General features: G+C 67.1%; 13 protein-coding genes. 5 read left to right on the top strand and 8 right to left on the bottom strand.

What is annotated here, in order from left to right; all coding sequences use genetic code 11:
* Positions 1–47: 47 nt before the first annotated feature.
* Genes E6K79_11035 through E6K79_11010 form a run of 6 tightly spaced genes read right to left on the bottom strand, consistent with a single transcriptional unit; the run spans position 48 to position 6075 of the window.
* On the bottom strand, positions 48–461 hold the full coding sequence (locus tag E6K79_11035) for an aminoacyl-tRNA hydrolase (protein TMQ63170.1): 414 nt from the start codon (positions 459–461) through the stop codon (positions 48–50).
* Positions 462–470: 9 nt separating this feature from the next.
* Positions 471–1697: a M24 family metallopeptidase gene (locus E6K79_11030; protein TMQ63169.1), complete on the bottom strand. Its 1227-nt coding sequence runs from the start codon at positions 1695–1697 to the stop codon at positions 471–473.
* Positions 1697–2836 carry a GTPase HflX gene (gene hflX, locus E6K79_11025; protein TMQ63168.1) on the bottom strand — a complete coding sequence of 380 codons (1140 nt, stop codon included), beginning with the start codon at positions 2834–2836 and terminating at the stop codon, positions 1697–1699. Before hflX ends, E6K79_11030 begins: the two co-directional genes overlap by 1 nt.
* A 34-nt stretch (positions 2837–2870) precedes the next feature.
* Positions 2871–4106 carry an aminopeptidase P family protein gene (locus E6K79_11020; protein TMQ63167.1) on the bottom strand — a complete coding sequence of 412 codons (1236 nt, stop codon included), beginning with the start codon at positions 4104–4106 and terminating at the stop codon, positions 2871–2873.
* 42 nt (positions 4107–4148) lie between these two features.
* Positions 4149–5339, bottom strand: coding sequence for an ABC transporter permease (locus E6K79_11015; GenBank protein ID TMQ63166.1), 1191 nt, complete (start codon positions 5337–5339; stop codon positions 4149–4151).
* Positions 5329–6075 (bottom strand): ATP-binding cassette domain-containing protein, encoded by a 747-nt coding sequence (locus tag E6K79_11010; GenBank protein ID TMQ63165.1) that lies wholly within the window; start codon positions 6073–6075, stop codon positions 5329–5331. The genes E6K79_11015 and E6K79_11010 overlap by 11 nt, the downstream gene beginning before the upstream one ends.
* A 259-nt stretch (positions 6076–6334) precedes the next feature.
* Here E6K79_11010 and trxA point away from each other — a divergent pair, with 259 nt between their 5' ends.
* Complete coding sequence (trxA, locus tag E6K79_11005; GenBank protein TMQ63164.1) at positions 6335–6667, top strand: thioredoxin; 333 nt, start codon at positions 6335–6337, stop codon at positions 6665–6667.
* A 36-nt stretch (positions 6668–6703) separates the two neighbouring features.
* On the opposite strand, the gene E6K79_11000 is transcribed toward trxA, so the two are convergent.
* Positions 6704–7906, bottom strand: coding sequence for a hypothetical protein (locus tag E6K79_11000; GenBank protein TMQ63163.1), 1203 nt, complete (start codon positions 7904–7906; stop codon positions 6704–6706).
* A 121-nt stretch (positions 7907–8027) separates the two neighbouring features.
* Positions 8028–10931 (bottom strand): ATP-dependent helicase, encoded by a 2904-nt coding sequence (locus tag E6K79_10995; protein TMQ63162.1) that lies wholly within the window; start codon positions 10929–10931, stop codon positions 8028–8030.
* A 65-nt stretch (positions 10932–10996) separates the two neighbouring features.
* Here E6K79_10995 and E6K79_10990 point away from each other — a divergent pair, with 65 nt between their 5' ends.
* The 4 genes from E6K79_10990 to E6K79_10975 are packed head-to-tail and all read left to right on the top strand — an operon-like array spanning position 10997 to position 14788.
* A complete protein-coding gene (locus tag E6K79_10990) occupies positions 10997–11932 on the top strand; it encodes a hypothetical protein (GenBank protein ID TMQ63161.1) in 936 nt (311 codons plus the stop codon).
* Positions 11933–11938: 6 nt separating this feature from the next.
* A complete protein-coding gene (locus E6K79_10985) occupies positions 11939–12802 on the top strand; it encodes a hypothetical protein (GenBank protein ID TMQ63160.1) in 864 nt (287 codons plus the stop codon).
* On the top strand, positions 12799–13707 hold the full coding sequence (locus E6K79_10980; protein TMQ63159.1) for a histone deacetylase: 909 nt from the start codon (positions 12799–12801) through the stop codon (positions 13705–13707). The genes E6K79_10985 and E6K79_10980 overlap by 4 nt, the downstream gene beginning before the upstream one ends.
* Entirely contained in the window at positions 13694–14788 is a 1095-nt protein-coding gene (locus E6K79_10975; protein TMQ63158.1) for a Rieske 2Fe-2S domain-containing protein, read from the top strand. The genes E6K79_10980 and E6K79_10975 overlap by 14 nt, the downstream gene beginning before the upstream one ends.
* Positions 14789–14883: the final 95 nt, after the last annotated feature.

Below are 14883 nucleotides of genomic sequence, written 5' to 3'. Positions count from 1 at the left end.
ATTACCAGTAAATCACTTGCATGGAGCGATCGGTCGGACCCGGCTTCTCAGCCGTCGAAGTGAGGCCCCCTGATTCGGAGTCGCTTCGTGGCCGCCCGGCGTTTCTTCGCTTCGAGCCGGGCTTCCCGGGAGGACCCTGTCGGTCGCGTCGCGCGCCTCGACTTGCGGGGCCGGAGCGCGTCGGCCACCAGCTCGCGCAGCCGCTCCACCGCGGCTTCGCGATTTCGGGACTGGCTCCGGAATTTCTGGCTCACGACGCGGACCCCACCGTCCGCGCCCAGGCGCCGGCCCAGCGACGCGCGGAGGCGGACCTTTTCCGCGGGCGTGAACGACGGCGATTCCTCGAGGCCCCACCAAAGCTCGACCCTGGTCTCCACCTTGTTCACGTTCTGTCCGCCAGGACCTCCGGAGCGGGAGGTGCGGAAGCGGATCTCGCGGAGCGGCACCGTCGCGGTCGCCATGATCGCCGGCTACGGGAGGAGCGCGGGGAGCTCGCGCTGGATCGGCTGGGTCGTCACGATGGCCTCCCCTCCGTCGATCAGGAGGTTCACCTCGCTCCGGACGCCGAAGTCGTCGAGGTAGACTCCCGGCTCCACGGACACGAGCGTTCCCTCGATGAGCCGGCGTTCGTCCCGTGTCTCGAGGTTGTCCAGGTGGACTCCGTTCGCGTGCACCTCCGTTCCGATCGAATGCCCGGTCCGGTGCACAAATCGCTCGCCGAAGCCCCGCTCGCGGATCACGCCGCGGGCCGCGTCGTCCACGTCGCAGCCGCGAATCGCGCGGCCGGCGCGGAGCGCGTCACCCACCGCCGCGATCGCGGCGTCGCGGGCGTCGCGGACTGCGGCGAACACCTCCCGATGCCGCTCGGGCGCCGACGGGCCCAAGAACGCCACCTGCGTGTAGTCGGCGTACACGGCTCCTGCCCGCGCGGCCTTGGCCCACGCGTCGATGAGGATGAAATCGCCGGGGACGATGGGGGCATCGTGGTCCGGCGCGGGCGTGAAGTGCGGGTCGCCCGAGTGCGCGTTCACGGCGACCGTGGGCGGGTCACTCGAGACGAGGCCGGCCTCGGCGAATCGTTCCTGGATCCAGGCCTGGAGCGACACCTCGGTGAGCCGCGCGCCGGAGCGCGCGAGCTCCCGCGCCCGCTCGAGCGCGCCTTGGATGACGCCGTGCAAGATGGCCCCGGTGCGACGGTGATCCTCCCGCGCTGCCGGCGGAAGCACTCCGCCGAAGCGCTGCGCCAAGTCGGCGGAGGAGACGACCTCGGCTCCCGCTCCCCGCACCAGCTCGACCGTCCCGGCGTCGACCCGCGAGACGTAGGGGAGCCGCGCGAGCGGCGAGTACTCCATTGCGATCTTGGCGCCCGCGGGGCCCGAGCTGCCGGACGCGAGGAGCCGCCCGATGACGTCGGCAAGCGCGCGATCCAGCTCCTGCCACGTGAGGTAGATCCGGGACTCGCCGGGGAGATGATCGAGGGAGCGCGGCTCCAGGCGGTGGACCACCCTTTGAGGCTCGCCGCGCGCGGGGACCAAATAAAACCAACGCCGCGTGGTCTTGGGGGCCGTCGGCCCGTCCGCCATTTCGAGGACGGACCGCGCGATCGGGTTCACGCCGTGGAAATCGAAGAGGAGCCAGCCGAGGAGCCCCTCCTCCCGGAGCGCCTCCTGAATCCGGGCGATCCGATCCCGATCCATCACTCCCCGTTCGGCGATTCCTGCTGCCTGAGAGAGCCGTCCTCCGCGCGGAGCCTCCGAATCGACTCCTCGCGCAGCTCCGGAATCCCTTCCCGCGTCACCGCGGAGACGAAGACCGCGCCGGGATGCTGCGCGCGCAGGCCGATGAGGCCGACCTCGTCGGCCAGCGCGTCGATCTTGTTGAACACGAGGAGGCGCGGCCGGCCCAGCGCGCCGATCTCTTCCAGGACCGATTCGACCGCGTCGATGTGGACCTGCGGGCTCGGCTCGGCGGCATCGACCACGTGAAGGAGGAGATCGGCCTCGGTCACCTCCTCGAGGGTCGCGCGGAACGAGGCGACCAAATGCGCCGGGAGCTTCCGGATGAATCCCACGGTGTCGGTGAGCAGCGCGCGCGTGCGCCCGCTCGTGGCATAGACGCGCGTCGTCGGGTCGAGGGTCGCGAAGAGCTGGTCCTCCACGAAGACGCGCGCCCGCGTGAGGGCGTTGAAGAGGGTCGATTTCCCGGCGTTGGTGTAGCCGACCAGCGAGACCTTGTAGCAGCCCAGGCGCCCCTTCCGCTGGACGCGCCGCTCGCGCACCACGCCCTCCAGCTCCCGCTTGAGCTTCGCGATCCGCTCGCGGATCCGCCGGCGGTCGACTTCGAGCTGGGTCTCGCCGGGCCCCCTCGTGCCGATTCCGCCTCCGAGACGCGAGAGGTGCTCCCACATGCGGGTCAGCCGCGGCAAAACGTACTCGAGCTGCGCCAGCTCGACCTGAAGCCGCGCCTCCCGCGTCCGTGCCCGCCGCGCGAAGATGTCGAGGATGAGACCGCTCCGGTCCACGACGCGCAGATCCAGTTCCTCCTCGAGATTGCGGCTCTGCGCGGGCGAGAGGTCGTCGTCCATGAGCAAGAGGGTGGCGTCCTGCTCCTCGGATAGCAAACGAACCTCCTCGATCTTGCCCTTGCTCAGAAACGTCGAAGAGCGGACGGAGGCGCGCCGCTGGAGGACCTCGCCCAGCACCTCGGCCCCCGCGGTTTCCGCGAGGAGGCGAAGCTCGGTGAAGGGGTCGGCCCCGTTGGCAAAGCGCGCGGGAGCCCGGCCCGCGAGGATTGCCCGCTCGCGGCGGCGGCGGGTCGACGCGGCAACGCGGCTCATCGGGCTCGCTCCCGGGCGGGCGTCATGCGCGTCATCAGGAGGACGCGGGCGCGACCTCGAGCTCGTAGGGAATCTGGGTCAGGTTCTGGAAGGATCCGTCCGGGCGAGCGTAGACCACATCCTCGATCCGAACGCCCAGGTTGCGCGAGGGGTAATAGAGACCCGGCTCCACGGTGAAGAGCGAGCCCGGCGCGATGCGGTCGCGATTCTGGGACGGGCCGCCCAGGTGCGGCCGCTCGTGGACCTCGAGGCCGATCCCGTGCCCCAGGCCGTGGATGTAGCCCTCTTGAAGCCGCTCGTCCTGTCGGATCGTCTTGTGTCCGCGCTGCTCGAAGAGATCGCAGACCTTCTCCTGGTACATGCGCGCGGGGGTCTCCGTCGCCAGCGAGTTGACCGTCCGCTCGACGGCCTCGCGCACGAGCGCGTGGAGCTCCTTGAGCTCGGCCGGCGCGCGCCCGACGCAGAGCGTGCGGGTCACGTCGAAGTAGTAGCCTCCGCCCGACTGGACCGGGTAGAGGTCGACCACGATCGGTCGCCCCTCCTCGATCACATCGCTGTCGTTCCCCACGTTGTGGGGGACGCCCGCGTCCCGCCCCATCGCGATGATGTTCCCGTGCGGCTCCTCGAGGTCGGCGTCGAAGAACACCTTCCTCACCTCACGTCGCAGCCTGCCGATGGTGACCCACCCTTCGGAATCCTTGAGCCGCTTTCCCTCGAGACGGCCGCGGCCGATGACCTTGCGGATCCGCTCGTAGGCCCTTCCACAAGCTCCCGCGACCGTCCGGACCGCGTCGACCTCGTCCGGCTCCTTGCTGAGCCGAGCCCGGTCGAAGAGGCCGAGATCCTCGTCCTCGGCGATCTCGATCCCCGGCGCCCATTCCCGGAGGCGATTCAAGACGTGGTAGTTCCGGCCGACCTCGCCGTAGCCGTGAATCAGAACGGGGCCCTTCACCCCCAGCTCCCCAAGCACCTTGACCAGAAGCCGGGCGTTGGCGCGCTCCCGCGATCCTTCGTCTTCGAGAATCTTCCGATAGCCGTGCGACCCATATTCGCTCAGCTCGAATCCAGTCGCGGCGGCGCTGTCCCGCTCCATCGCGGCGTGCACCAAGTGCGGCCGCTGGCCCGGGCGCCAGACGAGAATCGCCGCGCTGATGTGGGCGGCCGCGGGCCCGGCGAGGTAGCGGAACGTCGGGTTCGGGGTCTCGCCGCGCAGGATGATCGCGGCCGAGAGCCCGCGCTCTTCGAGAAGTCTGTCGACGTCGCTCTTCATGGTTCCTCCGGTCGGGCGCCCATCGGCCCCGGCTTTTCGTCCTCAGGTCCGGAAGAGGACGGCTTCGTTCGAGAATAGTCGGACCGCGATCGTGAGCATGACCGCGGCCGCGGCCGTCGTCACGCCCACGGCCGCGACGGCATGTAGCAGCTGCACGGAATTGGTGAGTATCTCGCGCTGGAGAAGGGCCGTATTCAGAAACGGGATGAAGAATCGAGACATCGAAGGCGTCTGCTGGCCAAGGCTTCCCAGTCCCATGAAGATGGCGACCATGTAGACGTACGACGCATAGGTCTGGCCCTCCCGCATGCTCCGCGCGAAGCAGCCTATCGCGACCAGGACCGCGCTCAGGAAGACGGCCGTCGGCAGCAGGGTCAGGAAGATCAGGATCAGCTTGTCGGGCCCGATCGAGAGCTCGAGCTCGCTGGTCCCCATGGCCGGGAACGCCTTCGCGACGACCGCGAACGTGAACCAGAGCCCGGTGATACCGGTGACCGCGCCCGTCACGGCCGCGGCGATCACGGCGGCGCACTTCCCCAGCAGGAGCTCGGCGCGCGAGGCCGAGGTCGCAAGCAGGGTCTCGAGCGTACTCCGCTCCTTCTCGCCGGTCGTCGCGTCGATCGCCGTCTGCATCGAGCCGGCCGCCATCATGACCATGAGGAGGTACGGAATGAGGAGCGCGGCGATGTAGCGGCCCATCTCGCTCTTGAGAGAGACGTCCTTCTTCTCGACGACCAACAGCGGCGGCGTGTCGGTATGCGCGCCGTGGCTCTGCGCCCACGAGACAGTGAGCGCTTGGCGTACCGGGTCCAGGATCCGCTCGATCCGCGCGGCTGCCGCGGACGACTTGTTGTCCGCCTCCTTGTACAGAAGCTCGACCCGCGCGCTGTCCCCCCGCGCGATCGACCCGAGAATCCCGGCGGGCACGACCAGCACCGCGTTCACGTGGGCGTCATCCATCGAGGCGGGCGCCGCTTCGAGCGGCACCGCGGTCACGCCGGGCATCGCCGCGAGGCTGTCGGCGAGGAACGGCAGCGTGGCCCCACCGACCACGCCCACGCGCACCTCGAGGGCCTTCGCCTCCTCGCCCTCTTTCATGTGCATCCAGGAGATGAAGAAGAGCATCGCCGGGTAGAGAAGAAACGGGAAGACGAATATCGCGAAGATCGACCGCCCGTCCCTGAGCGTGTCGATCACCTCTTTCCGGAACACCGCGAGCATTTTACCGCTCACCGTCGACGCTCCCCACGATCTCGACGAAGACGTCTTCGAGCGAGCTCTGATTGGATTTCTGCCGCAGCGACTCCACGGACCCCTGCGCGAGGATTCGCCCGCGCTCGATGATCGCGATCTCGTCGCAGATCCGCTCCGCCTCGGTCATGATGTGCGTCGAGAAGATCACCGTCCGTCCTTTCTTCTTCAGATCCTGGATCAGGCTCAGGACGGCTCGGGCGCCGATCACGTCGAGCCCCGCCGTCGGCTCATCGAAGATGAGGACTTGGGGATCGTGGAAGACGACCCTGGAGATCGACAGGCGCTGCTTCATGCCCGTCGACATTTTTCCGATACGCTTATCGAGGAAATCGCTGAGGCCGAACGGGCCCCGCAGCTCCTCGATCCGCGCGACGATCGACGAGGAGGTCATCGAAGCGAGCGTGCCGAAATAGGTCAAGAGCTCGCGGCCGGTCAAGCGATCGTAGAGCTTCGTCTCTCCCGACAGGTAGCCGATCGAGCGGCGCACTTCGGCCGGCTTCTCTAGAATGTCGTGTCCGGCGACCTTGGCGGTGCCCGAAGTGGGAACGAGAATGGTGGCGAGCATGCGGAGCGTCGTGGTTTTGCCCGCGCCGTTCCGGCCCAGGAGCCCGAAGACCTTGCCGGGCGGGCAGACGAAGGAGACGTCCTGGACGGCGGCGACCTCGCCCCGCTTCCGATCGTGAAATGTCTTGAGGAGCTTCTGGACCTCGATCAAGCAGTCCCCGGGACCGTGGAGGGGTGGGGTAGGCTTAGGATCACGAGCCCCTTAGTGTAGGAAGGTCGGGAAGGGCTGTCAACGCGACGGGTGCCACGGGAGAAATCCACTAGCCCCGACCCCGCTCCCGCGGCCCACGGAGACGGTCGGGACGCGGAATCCGGCCTTGATCGGCGGCATCAAAGTGGATAACCTGAGTGCCCCATCGTTCGCCTCGTTCGAGCGAACTCGGAGCACCCGATATAAAGGAGCATGGTCCATGTCCGACGCCGTCCTTCAGGTGAGCGACAGCACATTTGACGCGGAAGTACTGAAGTCAAACATTCCGGTCCTGGTGGACTTCTGGGCGGAATGGTGCGGCCCCTGTCGCATGGTCGCCCCGGTCGTCGAAGAGGTCGCCCGGCAGTACCAGGGGAAGATCAAGGTGGCGAAGGTCGACGTGGATGCCAACCAGCGGATCGCCTCGCAGTACCGGATCCAGAGCATCCCCAGCCTCTATATCTTCAAGAACGGCAAGCTCGTCGAGCAGATCGTGGGCGCCGTCCCCAAGCACCAGATCACGTCGCTTTTGGACACGGTGCTAGCCGCCTAAAGACCAACCGCGCGCTTTGAGGCCCATTTCCGGCCCTTAAAGCCGAAAGTATTTCAGCCGACCTTCCTGCCACACCAAGACGTGTTGCTCGCCGACCGTCGGCCCGATAAATGCCCCGCCGATCCGCCGGATCACGATGAGCTTCTCGACGTCGATGACCAGCGTCTCGCAGTCTCGGTACCTGGCGATCATGTTGTGCTGCGGGCCCACCGTGAGACGGCCCACCCCGATGCATAGGTGGTGGGGGTAGTCCTTCCCGCGAAGCCAAAAAGAATTCTGCGAGAGCCTAGCGTATCTCGCATCCACGATTCGCGCGATGTCCGGCAAGTAGTCCTTCTTGCCATGGACATCCCAGATTCCGGCCCTCGACGATTGGAAATCCCAGATTCCGTCTCCCCAGTGACCGGTCTGGACGACGTAGTTCCCATCGGGAGACACGGCGCCCGCCATGAACACGTGCTTCTGATTCGGGTCGCGACCGACGTATCCACTCTCGAGAGTTAACCCGTAGCGGAGACCCTGAAACTCGAGAAGGAGAGCCTCGTCGTCCAGCCACGAGACGGCATCAGTCGGTGCGGGATAAGCCTTGTGGAGGCCGGTCGAGGGCGTGAATACGACAACACTCTCAGGCGATTCTGGGAATTCTCTCAGACCGCCTTCGGCGAAGACCGTTGCGTTCCGAACGGTCCGGAACGCGAGTCGGGTGCCGTCGGGCGACCAAGCGGGGTCGCGTGCACCGACGAATGTCGCGCGACAATTTCCTGAGGTGTCGTAGAGCGCAACGCACGGGACGCACGGGTGCTCTTCTAGGCTGTCCAAGCGAGCGGACTGTGCGCCGCACGTTTGAGTCCATGGCCAAGGGAAGACTTCTTGCCAACAACTGTCGCCCTCGACGGTGAACATTCCCAGGCGATGAGATGCGCGAGGCGGTCGAGACCCCCAACCACCTGTCATCCACCCCTTCAGCGGCATGGGCTTTCCCGGAGGGTTGCTCGGTCGCAGCAGGTATGGTGTCCTTCGAGCAACCGCAAACGAATTGAGGGAGTCGGGTAGGTCGAAACGAATTCCATCGGATACGTCCGAAACACCAGTCGGGAAATAGATCGCCCAGGGTTCTGCCGCAGTCGCCAGCGATTGCTTCGACGTCGCCTGTGATGCCGAGGCGCTGCTAGCCAACAATGACGTGAGGAGAGCAACTCCGGTACCCAAGTGGCACAAAGTGATTATGGCGCGAATCATCTACGTCCCACGAGTTGCGTTCCGGGCTGTGCCTTCTCGCACGCGGCGGCAGGGGGCTGGGGGGGATTGGGCCATAACGATATCAAATTGTCGTTTAGACTCGAAGGGGCTTCACGGCCGCCTAGATCGGCACGGCCGAGTCTTTGCAGATCGGCCGGCAGGCACAGATCGAGCAGGTCCGCTCGCTCGGCCGCGCTTCAAATTTCCCCGCCCGGATCGAATCGGCGATCGCCGCGATTCGACCTCGAGTCCTCTCCAGGCGATCCTCCGTCGGAACGGTGCTTCCAACCTCCCCGGTAAGCACGTACCGCAGCTCGAGACGGACCGGCGTTTGGCCAGTCATCTCCCTGTAAGCCAGCGCGTAGACGTGTAGCTGGAGGCTTTCCTTCGCCTTCTCGTCGGCCTTCTCCGGGTCGTCGATCTCGGAGGTCTTGTAATCGATCAGGACGACCCCGTCGGGACCCTCTTCCACGCGATCGATGCTCCCGGTCACAATGACGTCGTCCAGCTTCACGCGAAAGTGCCGCTCCACGTCCGTGGGCGGCGGCCCCGAAGCGATCTCCCTCGCGAGAAACGCGCGGAGCGCCTCCTCCCCCTGCTCGAACCTCCGCCGCTCGTGCTCCTCCGACCGGTAGCCCTCGCTCCGCCACGCCCGCCGTAGCACATCGACCATCTGGTCGGCGGTCGGGACCTCCCCGCGCATCCGCTGTCCCAGCGCGAACGCAACCGCCTGGTGGATCGCATTCCCAAAGTTCACGCGGTGGTCGCTGGTCAGGATCGGCTCCACGGAGATCTCGTGCAGGAAGCGGTACTTGAGCGGGCAGGTCTCGTAATCCTCGAGTCGGCGGAAGCTGAGCTGGAGCGGCTCCCGCGGCGTGGGCGGGCCGGGCGGCGGCGCGCCCTCGCCGTCCACGGGCCGGTGCTCCTCCAATTCCTCCAGCGCGCGACGGCGACGCCGGGACGGAACCGGCTTCCCGAGATCGAAGGCTTCGAGCAGGAAGAGACTCGGCTTTCGCTCGCGGTCGCTTATCCCGCCGTAGTCGCGCGCGTAGGTCATCGTTACTTCCTCGCGGGCCCGGGTGAGCGCGACGTAGCAGAGCCGCCGCTCTTCCTCGCGATGCGACGCGCTCTCCGATCCGTCCTCGGGCGAGCGCTCGGTGGGGAGGGCGAGCGCCTGGCTCCGGTATCGGGTCGGAAACCGGTCGGCCGCGAGCTGCACGAGGTAGACCGCGGGGAATTCGAGGCCCTTCGCCTTGTGGATCGTGAGCACCTGGACGACGTCCGACGCGGCATCAATTTCCGCCACGGCGGGGTCCTCCCCGTACTCCTGGATCGCATCGAGATGGCGCAGGAACAGGGCGACCCGGTCTGAGAGGGCCACCTTCTCGAACGATCGGACGATCGAGAAAAATTTGACGATGTTCCGGGCGCGGGCCTCGTCCTCGAAGCGCTCCGAGGCGACCAGGTCGCGCAGGACTCCGCGGCGTTCGAGGTATCGATAGAGGACCTCTCCGGTTCGCCTCCCGCGCGCGAACTCTTGGAGCATCCGGAGATCCTCGATCATCCGCTGAAGCCGCTCGCGTCCTTCCTCCGAGATCGGGACCACAGCGGCGCCGCGGGACGCGCGCTCGAGGAGGCTGCGGAAGCTCCCCGGCTCGACGCGCAGCCGGTGCATGAGGCGAGAGAGGTCGTCCTCCGGCACCGCGTACCCTTCCGAGGCGAGGAGATAGAGGTACTCCGGCCGGGTCTCCTGGAAGATCGAATGGAGGAGCGCGACCAGCTCCTTCACCTCGGGGCGCTGGAAGAGACCGCGGCTTCCCGAGAAGTAGTAGGGCGCGCCGCGCTCGTCGAGGGCCCTCAGAAACGGCTCCGCGTGCAAGTTCGTGCGCACGAGGATGGCAAAATCCCGCCACCGCCGCCGGCCCTCCCCGACCGCCGACGCGATCTCGCCCGCGACCCATTCGGCCTCCTCGCTCTCGCTTGCGAACTCGCGATACCGCGGCGCGGGCCCAGTTTTCTCGGTCGTCAGATCCTTCACGATGCCGTATCGCGTCTCGAGGCGTTCCTGGTTCACCTGGATGAGCCGGCGGGAGAGCTCGAGGATCTGCCGCGTGCTCCGGTAATTCCGTCGCAGCACGATCTCGGCCGTGTCGGGAAAGCGCTCGCGGAACTCGAGGATGTTTTTCAAGTGCGCGCCCCGGAATCGATAGATCGACTGGTCGTCGTCGCCCACGACGACGAGGTTCCGATGGGTCGCCGTGAGGCGAGACACGATCCTGAATTGGACCGGGTTCGTGTCCTGGAACTCGTCGACCAGAACGTGTAGGAAGCGCCCCTGAAACCGGCGGAGGGTGCCGGGGCTTTCGTCGAAAACCCGGAGCGTGAGCGCGAGCAGATCGCCGAAGTCCAGGAACCCACCCTTCCAGAGCAGCCGGTTGTACCGTTCGTACGCCTCGGCCAGCTCGAGCGCGCGGTCCCGCTCGTCCGGTTCCATCGCATCTGCGGCGCGCCTCAGCTCGTCGGGCCAGAGCGGCTCGTCCTTCGCGCGGCCGAAGTAGGTCGCGAGCTCAGCCAGATATTTGGTCGGGTCCGAGAGTGGCGCGTAGTGGGACAGGCCGAGCTCCTCGAGCCGCTCGGCCAGGAAAAGCGCCTGCGCCGTCTTGTCGAGGACGGTGAATCCGGGCGCGATCCCGATCTCCAGCCCGTGCCCGGCCAGCACCTCCTCTCCGAAGGAGTGGAAGGTGCGAATCGTCACGTCGGCGTGGCCGTAGGGGACGAGGAGGTCGACCCGTTCCTGCATCTCGGCGACCGCTTTGTCGTTGAACGCGAGGGCCAGGATCTGCGACGGGCGGGCCCTCTTGGTCTCGATCAGGCGGGCGATCCGGCGCGCGATCACCATGGTTTTCCCGGTCCCGGCGCCGGCCACGATCAGGAGGGGTCCGCCTCCGTGCTCGACGGCGGCGCGCTGCTCGGAATCGAGCTCGAGGTCCTCGCGGGACTCTAGTGAGAGCGTGTCGGGGTTCATGGCGCCCGCGACTCTACCCTAACTCCCCTTGGGGACCAACCCGCCGGGGAGTACAATCCGCCGCCATGGTCCTCCAGGGAACGGCGGCCCCTGCGGGCCGCTCCTCGCTCCCACCCATCGACACCTACCTGCGCGCGGTAATCGCGCTGGGCTTCGCCTCGCTGCGCCGTGGCCTCCCCGCGCTCGGATTTCTCTATTTCTACCGGCTCGGAATGGGGCTCTACCTCGCCCTATCGCGCGACTCGTCGACCCCGTTCGGCGTTTACGACGAGAGGACGCTCGTCCTGACCGCGGCGATGTACATCGTCGCCTACCTTCCGATGCTCGTCCTCATCACCACGCCGTTTCTGCCTCTTCAAGACTCGATTCTCCGGGGCGAGCCCCGGTCGTTCGGCGCTGCCGTCCGGTTGGTCTTGGAGCGGCTCGTGCCCCTCGTCATCTCGGTGATCACGCAGGCGGTTCTCGTCGTCGGACCGCCCGCGCTCTTCTTCACCGGCGCCGCGCTCCTGCTCGGCGCGCTGCCGTCGAAGCCCGAGGAGCTCGTCCGCTTGCTGGTGCTCGCGTCGCTCGCTCCGTCCTTCCTCTACTTGATCGTGATCCTGCTCTTTCTCCTCTTCACGATCCCGCTGGTGGTGCTCGACGGACGAGGCCCGTTCGCGGGCATTCGCCAGAGCTTCGGGATCGTCGGGCGCCATTTCGGGGGCATCCTGGGCAGGCTCCTCGTCGCGCTCCTGCTCCTCGTGATCGCGGGCGTGGCCGGATCGCTGCCGGCGGGGATCTTGGATGCAGTGAGCGCCGCGGCCTCGGTCGATCACCCCGCTTTCAAGATCGCGGGCGCGATCTGGGAGGCGGCGGTGTCGGCGTTTCTGTTCCCCTTCTCGGTGGCCGCGCTGATGGTGCTCTATCGCGCCGCCGTCCCGGCGCGCACGGGTGTGGCGGACCCGGACGCGTCCGGCGAGCCGGAAGGTCGCCCGGCCGCGAACCCCTACCGCTTCGAGTAGATCGGCGTGGAGGGGGCCCTCCTGCGCGCGGCCGAAGCTCTGAGCGCGGCCATCTCGCTCGGCCGCCGGTCGCTCCGACCCGCGTCGGGGATTCTCCTCTCGGTGGCGATCGTCAGCTTCGTGCGGGCCGGCCTGGCGGAGGAATTCTTCCGCGGTCCCGTACCGCTCACCGAAGCTGCCGGGCCGATCCCGGGGCTGACCTCGATGCTTCTGACGGCCGTCGTGTTCTCCCTGCTGAGCATCGGTTTCCTCCTCCTCATCCCGCTCCAAGATTCCCTCGAGCTCGGGGAGCCGGCGAACGAGCGAACGGCAGCGCAGGTCGTCTTCCGGAGAACAGGCCCCCTCGCGATATCGGGGTTGGTCCAGGCGGCGGTCGTGCTCGGCCCGCCCGCGGTCCTCTTCGTCACCCTGACCATGCGTGAGGTGCGGGCGGTGCTCGCGACGGGGGGCACCCTTGACGCCGAGACGCTGTTAACGCTGCAAGCGGCCGTGCTCCGCGGCTCGCTGGTGGCGTGCTGCTCCTGGCTCGCGGTCACGAACGCCCTCGTCCTCTTCGCCGCACCCTTCCTGTTGCTCGAGAACAGAGGACCGTTGCGCTCGATCGGTCTGAGCGCGGCGCTGTTCCTGAGACGCGTCATCCCCGAATGGCCTCGATTCCTCTCGATCGCTTTCCTATGGGGCTTCCTCTACGTGGCGGTCGTACTCCCCGAATCGGAGATTCTCCGAGCGCTCGCCCACCTCCCCAGGTGGAGCTTCCTACGCTCCGTCCTGCCGGCGACGTGGACGGCGGTTTCCACCACCCTGGCGCTCGCGTACGGGACCGCGGGGCTCGTGGTGCTCTTCCGACGGCTGGTACCCGTGGGGCCATGAGTACCCGCCCCGGCATCGTCCACTCGAACGCGTACTTCGCCGAGATCGGCCTTCATGTCTTTCCGATGCGGAAGTTCCAGCTGACCCGGGAAGAGATCGTGCGGCGGGGCCTTCTGCGCGACGAGGAGATCGTCGTGCCAAAGCGGGCCAGCATGGACCAGGTGCTCCGCGTGCACGACCGTGCCTATGTCGACAAGATGGTTTCCGGGAACCTCTCGGTGCTCGAGGAGATGGTGCTGGAGCTCCCCTATTCGGAGTCGCTCGTCGAGGCGTCGTTCCTCTGCGCGGGAGGGAGCATCCAAGCCGCTCGCCTGGCGCTGGAGCGGAAGATCGGAATCAACCTTGCCGGCGGTTTTCATCACGCGTTCCCCGACCACGGAGAAGGTTTTTGCGTCTTCAATGACATCGCGATCGCGATTCGCGACCTGCAGCACGAGAAGCGGATCCGGCGCGCCGCGGTCATCGACGTCGACGTGCATCAGGGGAACGGGACCGCGGCGATCTTCCGCCACGACCCCTCGGTATTCACGTTCTCGATCCATGAAGAGGACAACTATCCGGCCGTGAAGCCGCCGAGCGACCAGGACATCGGTCTCGACGCCGGCGTCGACGGCGCGACGTACCTGGCCGCGCTCGATCACTGGGTGCCGAAGATCCTGGCCCAGCACCGGCCCGAGCTCGTCGCCTACGTCGCGGGGGCCGACCCGTTCGAGGAGGATCAGCTGGGGCGGCTCCGGCTCACGCGCGAGGACATGCGCAAGCGGGACCGGCTGGTCTTTGGTGCGGCAATGAAGGAATCGATCCCCGTCGTCTGCTTCCTGGCCGGAGGCTACGCGCGCCGCGTCGAGGACACGGTAGGAATCCACGCCGACATGGTGGAGGAGGCATTTCATGCAGTGGCATGACCTGGGTCCCATCGAGGAGCTCCAGAAGACGGCGGTGACCGAAGCGCGCGCGGGCCGAACGCTCCTCGCGGTCACCTGGAAGGACGGCGCGTTCGGCGCGGTCTCGGGCGTCTGCAACCACGCCGGCGGACCCTTGGGGCAGGGGCGCCTGGACGGCGAATTCATCCAGTGTCCGTGGCACGGCTACAAGTTCCACCGCCTGACGGGGGAGGGGGAGCCCGGTTTCGAGGACGACAAGGTGCCGCGGCACGACGTGAAGGTGGAGCACGGCCATCTCTACGTGACCGCCGAGCCGATCACGCCCCGAAGAAAAAAGCCTCACGCCCCACATCCGCTCGCGCGAACCCCGGTCCGGAAGGAAGGGCCGATCCGCGTGGTGGGCATCTCGACGACCAACATGGACCCGGGGAATCCTCGCTATTCGACCTCGGAAGCGCTCCTCGAGGTCGCGCTCGAGCACTCGCGGACCACGCTCGCCTGCGAGACGCGGATCATCCGGCTCCGCGATCTCAAGTTCCGAGCCTGCGAGGGCTACTACTCCAAGAACGCGCACGCCTGCACGTGGCCCTGCTCCATCACCGAGATGGACGACGCCGACGAGATGGCCGAGGTCTACGAGGCGCTCGTCCACTGGAGCGACGTCGCGCTGGTGGCGACGCCGATCCGCTGGGGCGCTGCCTCTTCTCTCTTTTTCAAGATGGCGGAGCGGCTCAACTGCGTGCAGAACCAGATCACCATCAAGGATCGCGTCCTGATCCGGAACAAGGTGGCCGCGTTCATCGTCACGGGCGGGCAGGACAACGTGCAGGCGGTCGCGGGGCACCTGCTCCTCTTCTTCTCGGAGCTCGGATTCTATTTCCCCCAGTTCCCCTTCGTCGCGCACTCGCGCGGCTGGTCGGCCGAGGACATGGAGAAGAACGTGGAGTACGTGATGAGGAGCGAGGAGCTGCGGACGGGGGCGATGGAGCTGGCGGGGCGCGCGGTCGACGCCGCCCGTCAGCTCGTCGATCGCGGCAGGATCGTCGACCGCACGGCGCGCGGCGGCCGGAAAGCCCATCACATCGAGCTGCGCGCGCGCTGAAGGTTCGGTTATCCCGCCTTCGTCCGGCCTCGCTCCCGAAATCCGCCGCGTCGCAGGGCGCGAGATACGAAGGGGGCGGGATCTCGCGATCCCGC

It is taken from the genome of Candidatus Eisenbacteria bacterium, from assembly GCA_005893305.1.
Classification (GTDB): domain Bacteria; phylum Eisenbacteria; class RBG-16-71-46; order SZUA-252; family SZUA-252; genus WS-9.
The sequence above is the reverse complement of the archived record's forward strand: the minus strand, read 5'-3'. Positions and strand labels throughout refer to the sequence as shown.

Bases quoted from the DNA above. Each gene is read 5' to 3' on its own strand.
- E6K79_11035 (TMQ63170.1), bottom strand. From the start codon at position 461: ATGGCGACCGCGACGGTGCCGCTCCGCGAGATCCGCTTCCGCACCTCC.
- E6K79_11030 (TMQ63169.1), bottom strand. From the start codon at position 1,697: ATGGATCGGGATCGGATCGCCCGGATTCAGGAGGCGCTCCGGGAGGAG.
- hflX (TMQ63168.1), bottom strand. From the start codon at position 2,836: ATGAGCCGCGTTGCCGCGTCGACCCGCCGCCGCCGCGAGCGGGCAATC.
- E6K79_11020 (TMQ63167.1), bottom strand. From the start codon at position 4,106: ATGAAGAGCGACGTCGACAGACTTCTCGAAGAGCGCGGGCTCTCGGCC.
- trxA (TMQ63164.1), top strand. From the start codon at position 6,335: ATGTCCGACGCCGTCCTTCAGGTGAGCGACAGCACATTTGACGCGGAA.
- E6K79_11000 (TMQ63163.1), bottom strand. From the start codon at position 7,906: ATGATTCGCGCCATAATCACTTTGTGCCACTTGGGTACCGGAGTTGCT.
- E6K79_10995 (TMQ63162.1), bottom strand. From the start codon at position 10,931: ATGAACCCCGACACGCTCTCACTAGAGTCCCGCGAGGACCTCGAGCTC.
- E6K79_10990 (TMQ63161.1), top strand. From the start codon at position 10,997: ATGGTCCTCCAGGGAACGGCGGCCCCTGCGGGCCGCTCCTCGCTCCCA.
- E6K79_10980 (TMQ63159.1), top strand. From the start codon at position 12,799: ATGAGTACCCGCCCCGGCATCGTCCACTCGAACGCGTACTTCGCCGAG.
- E6K79_10975 (TMQ63158.1), top strand. From the start codon at position 13,694: ATGCAGTGGCATGACCTGGGTCCCATCGAGGAGCTCCAGAAGACGGCG.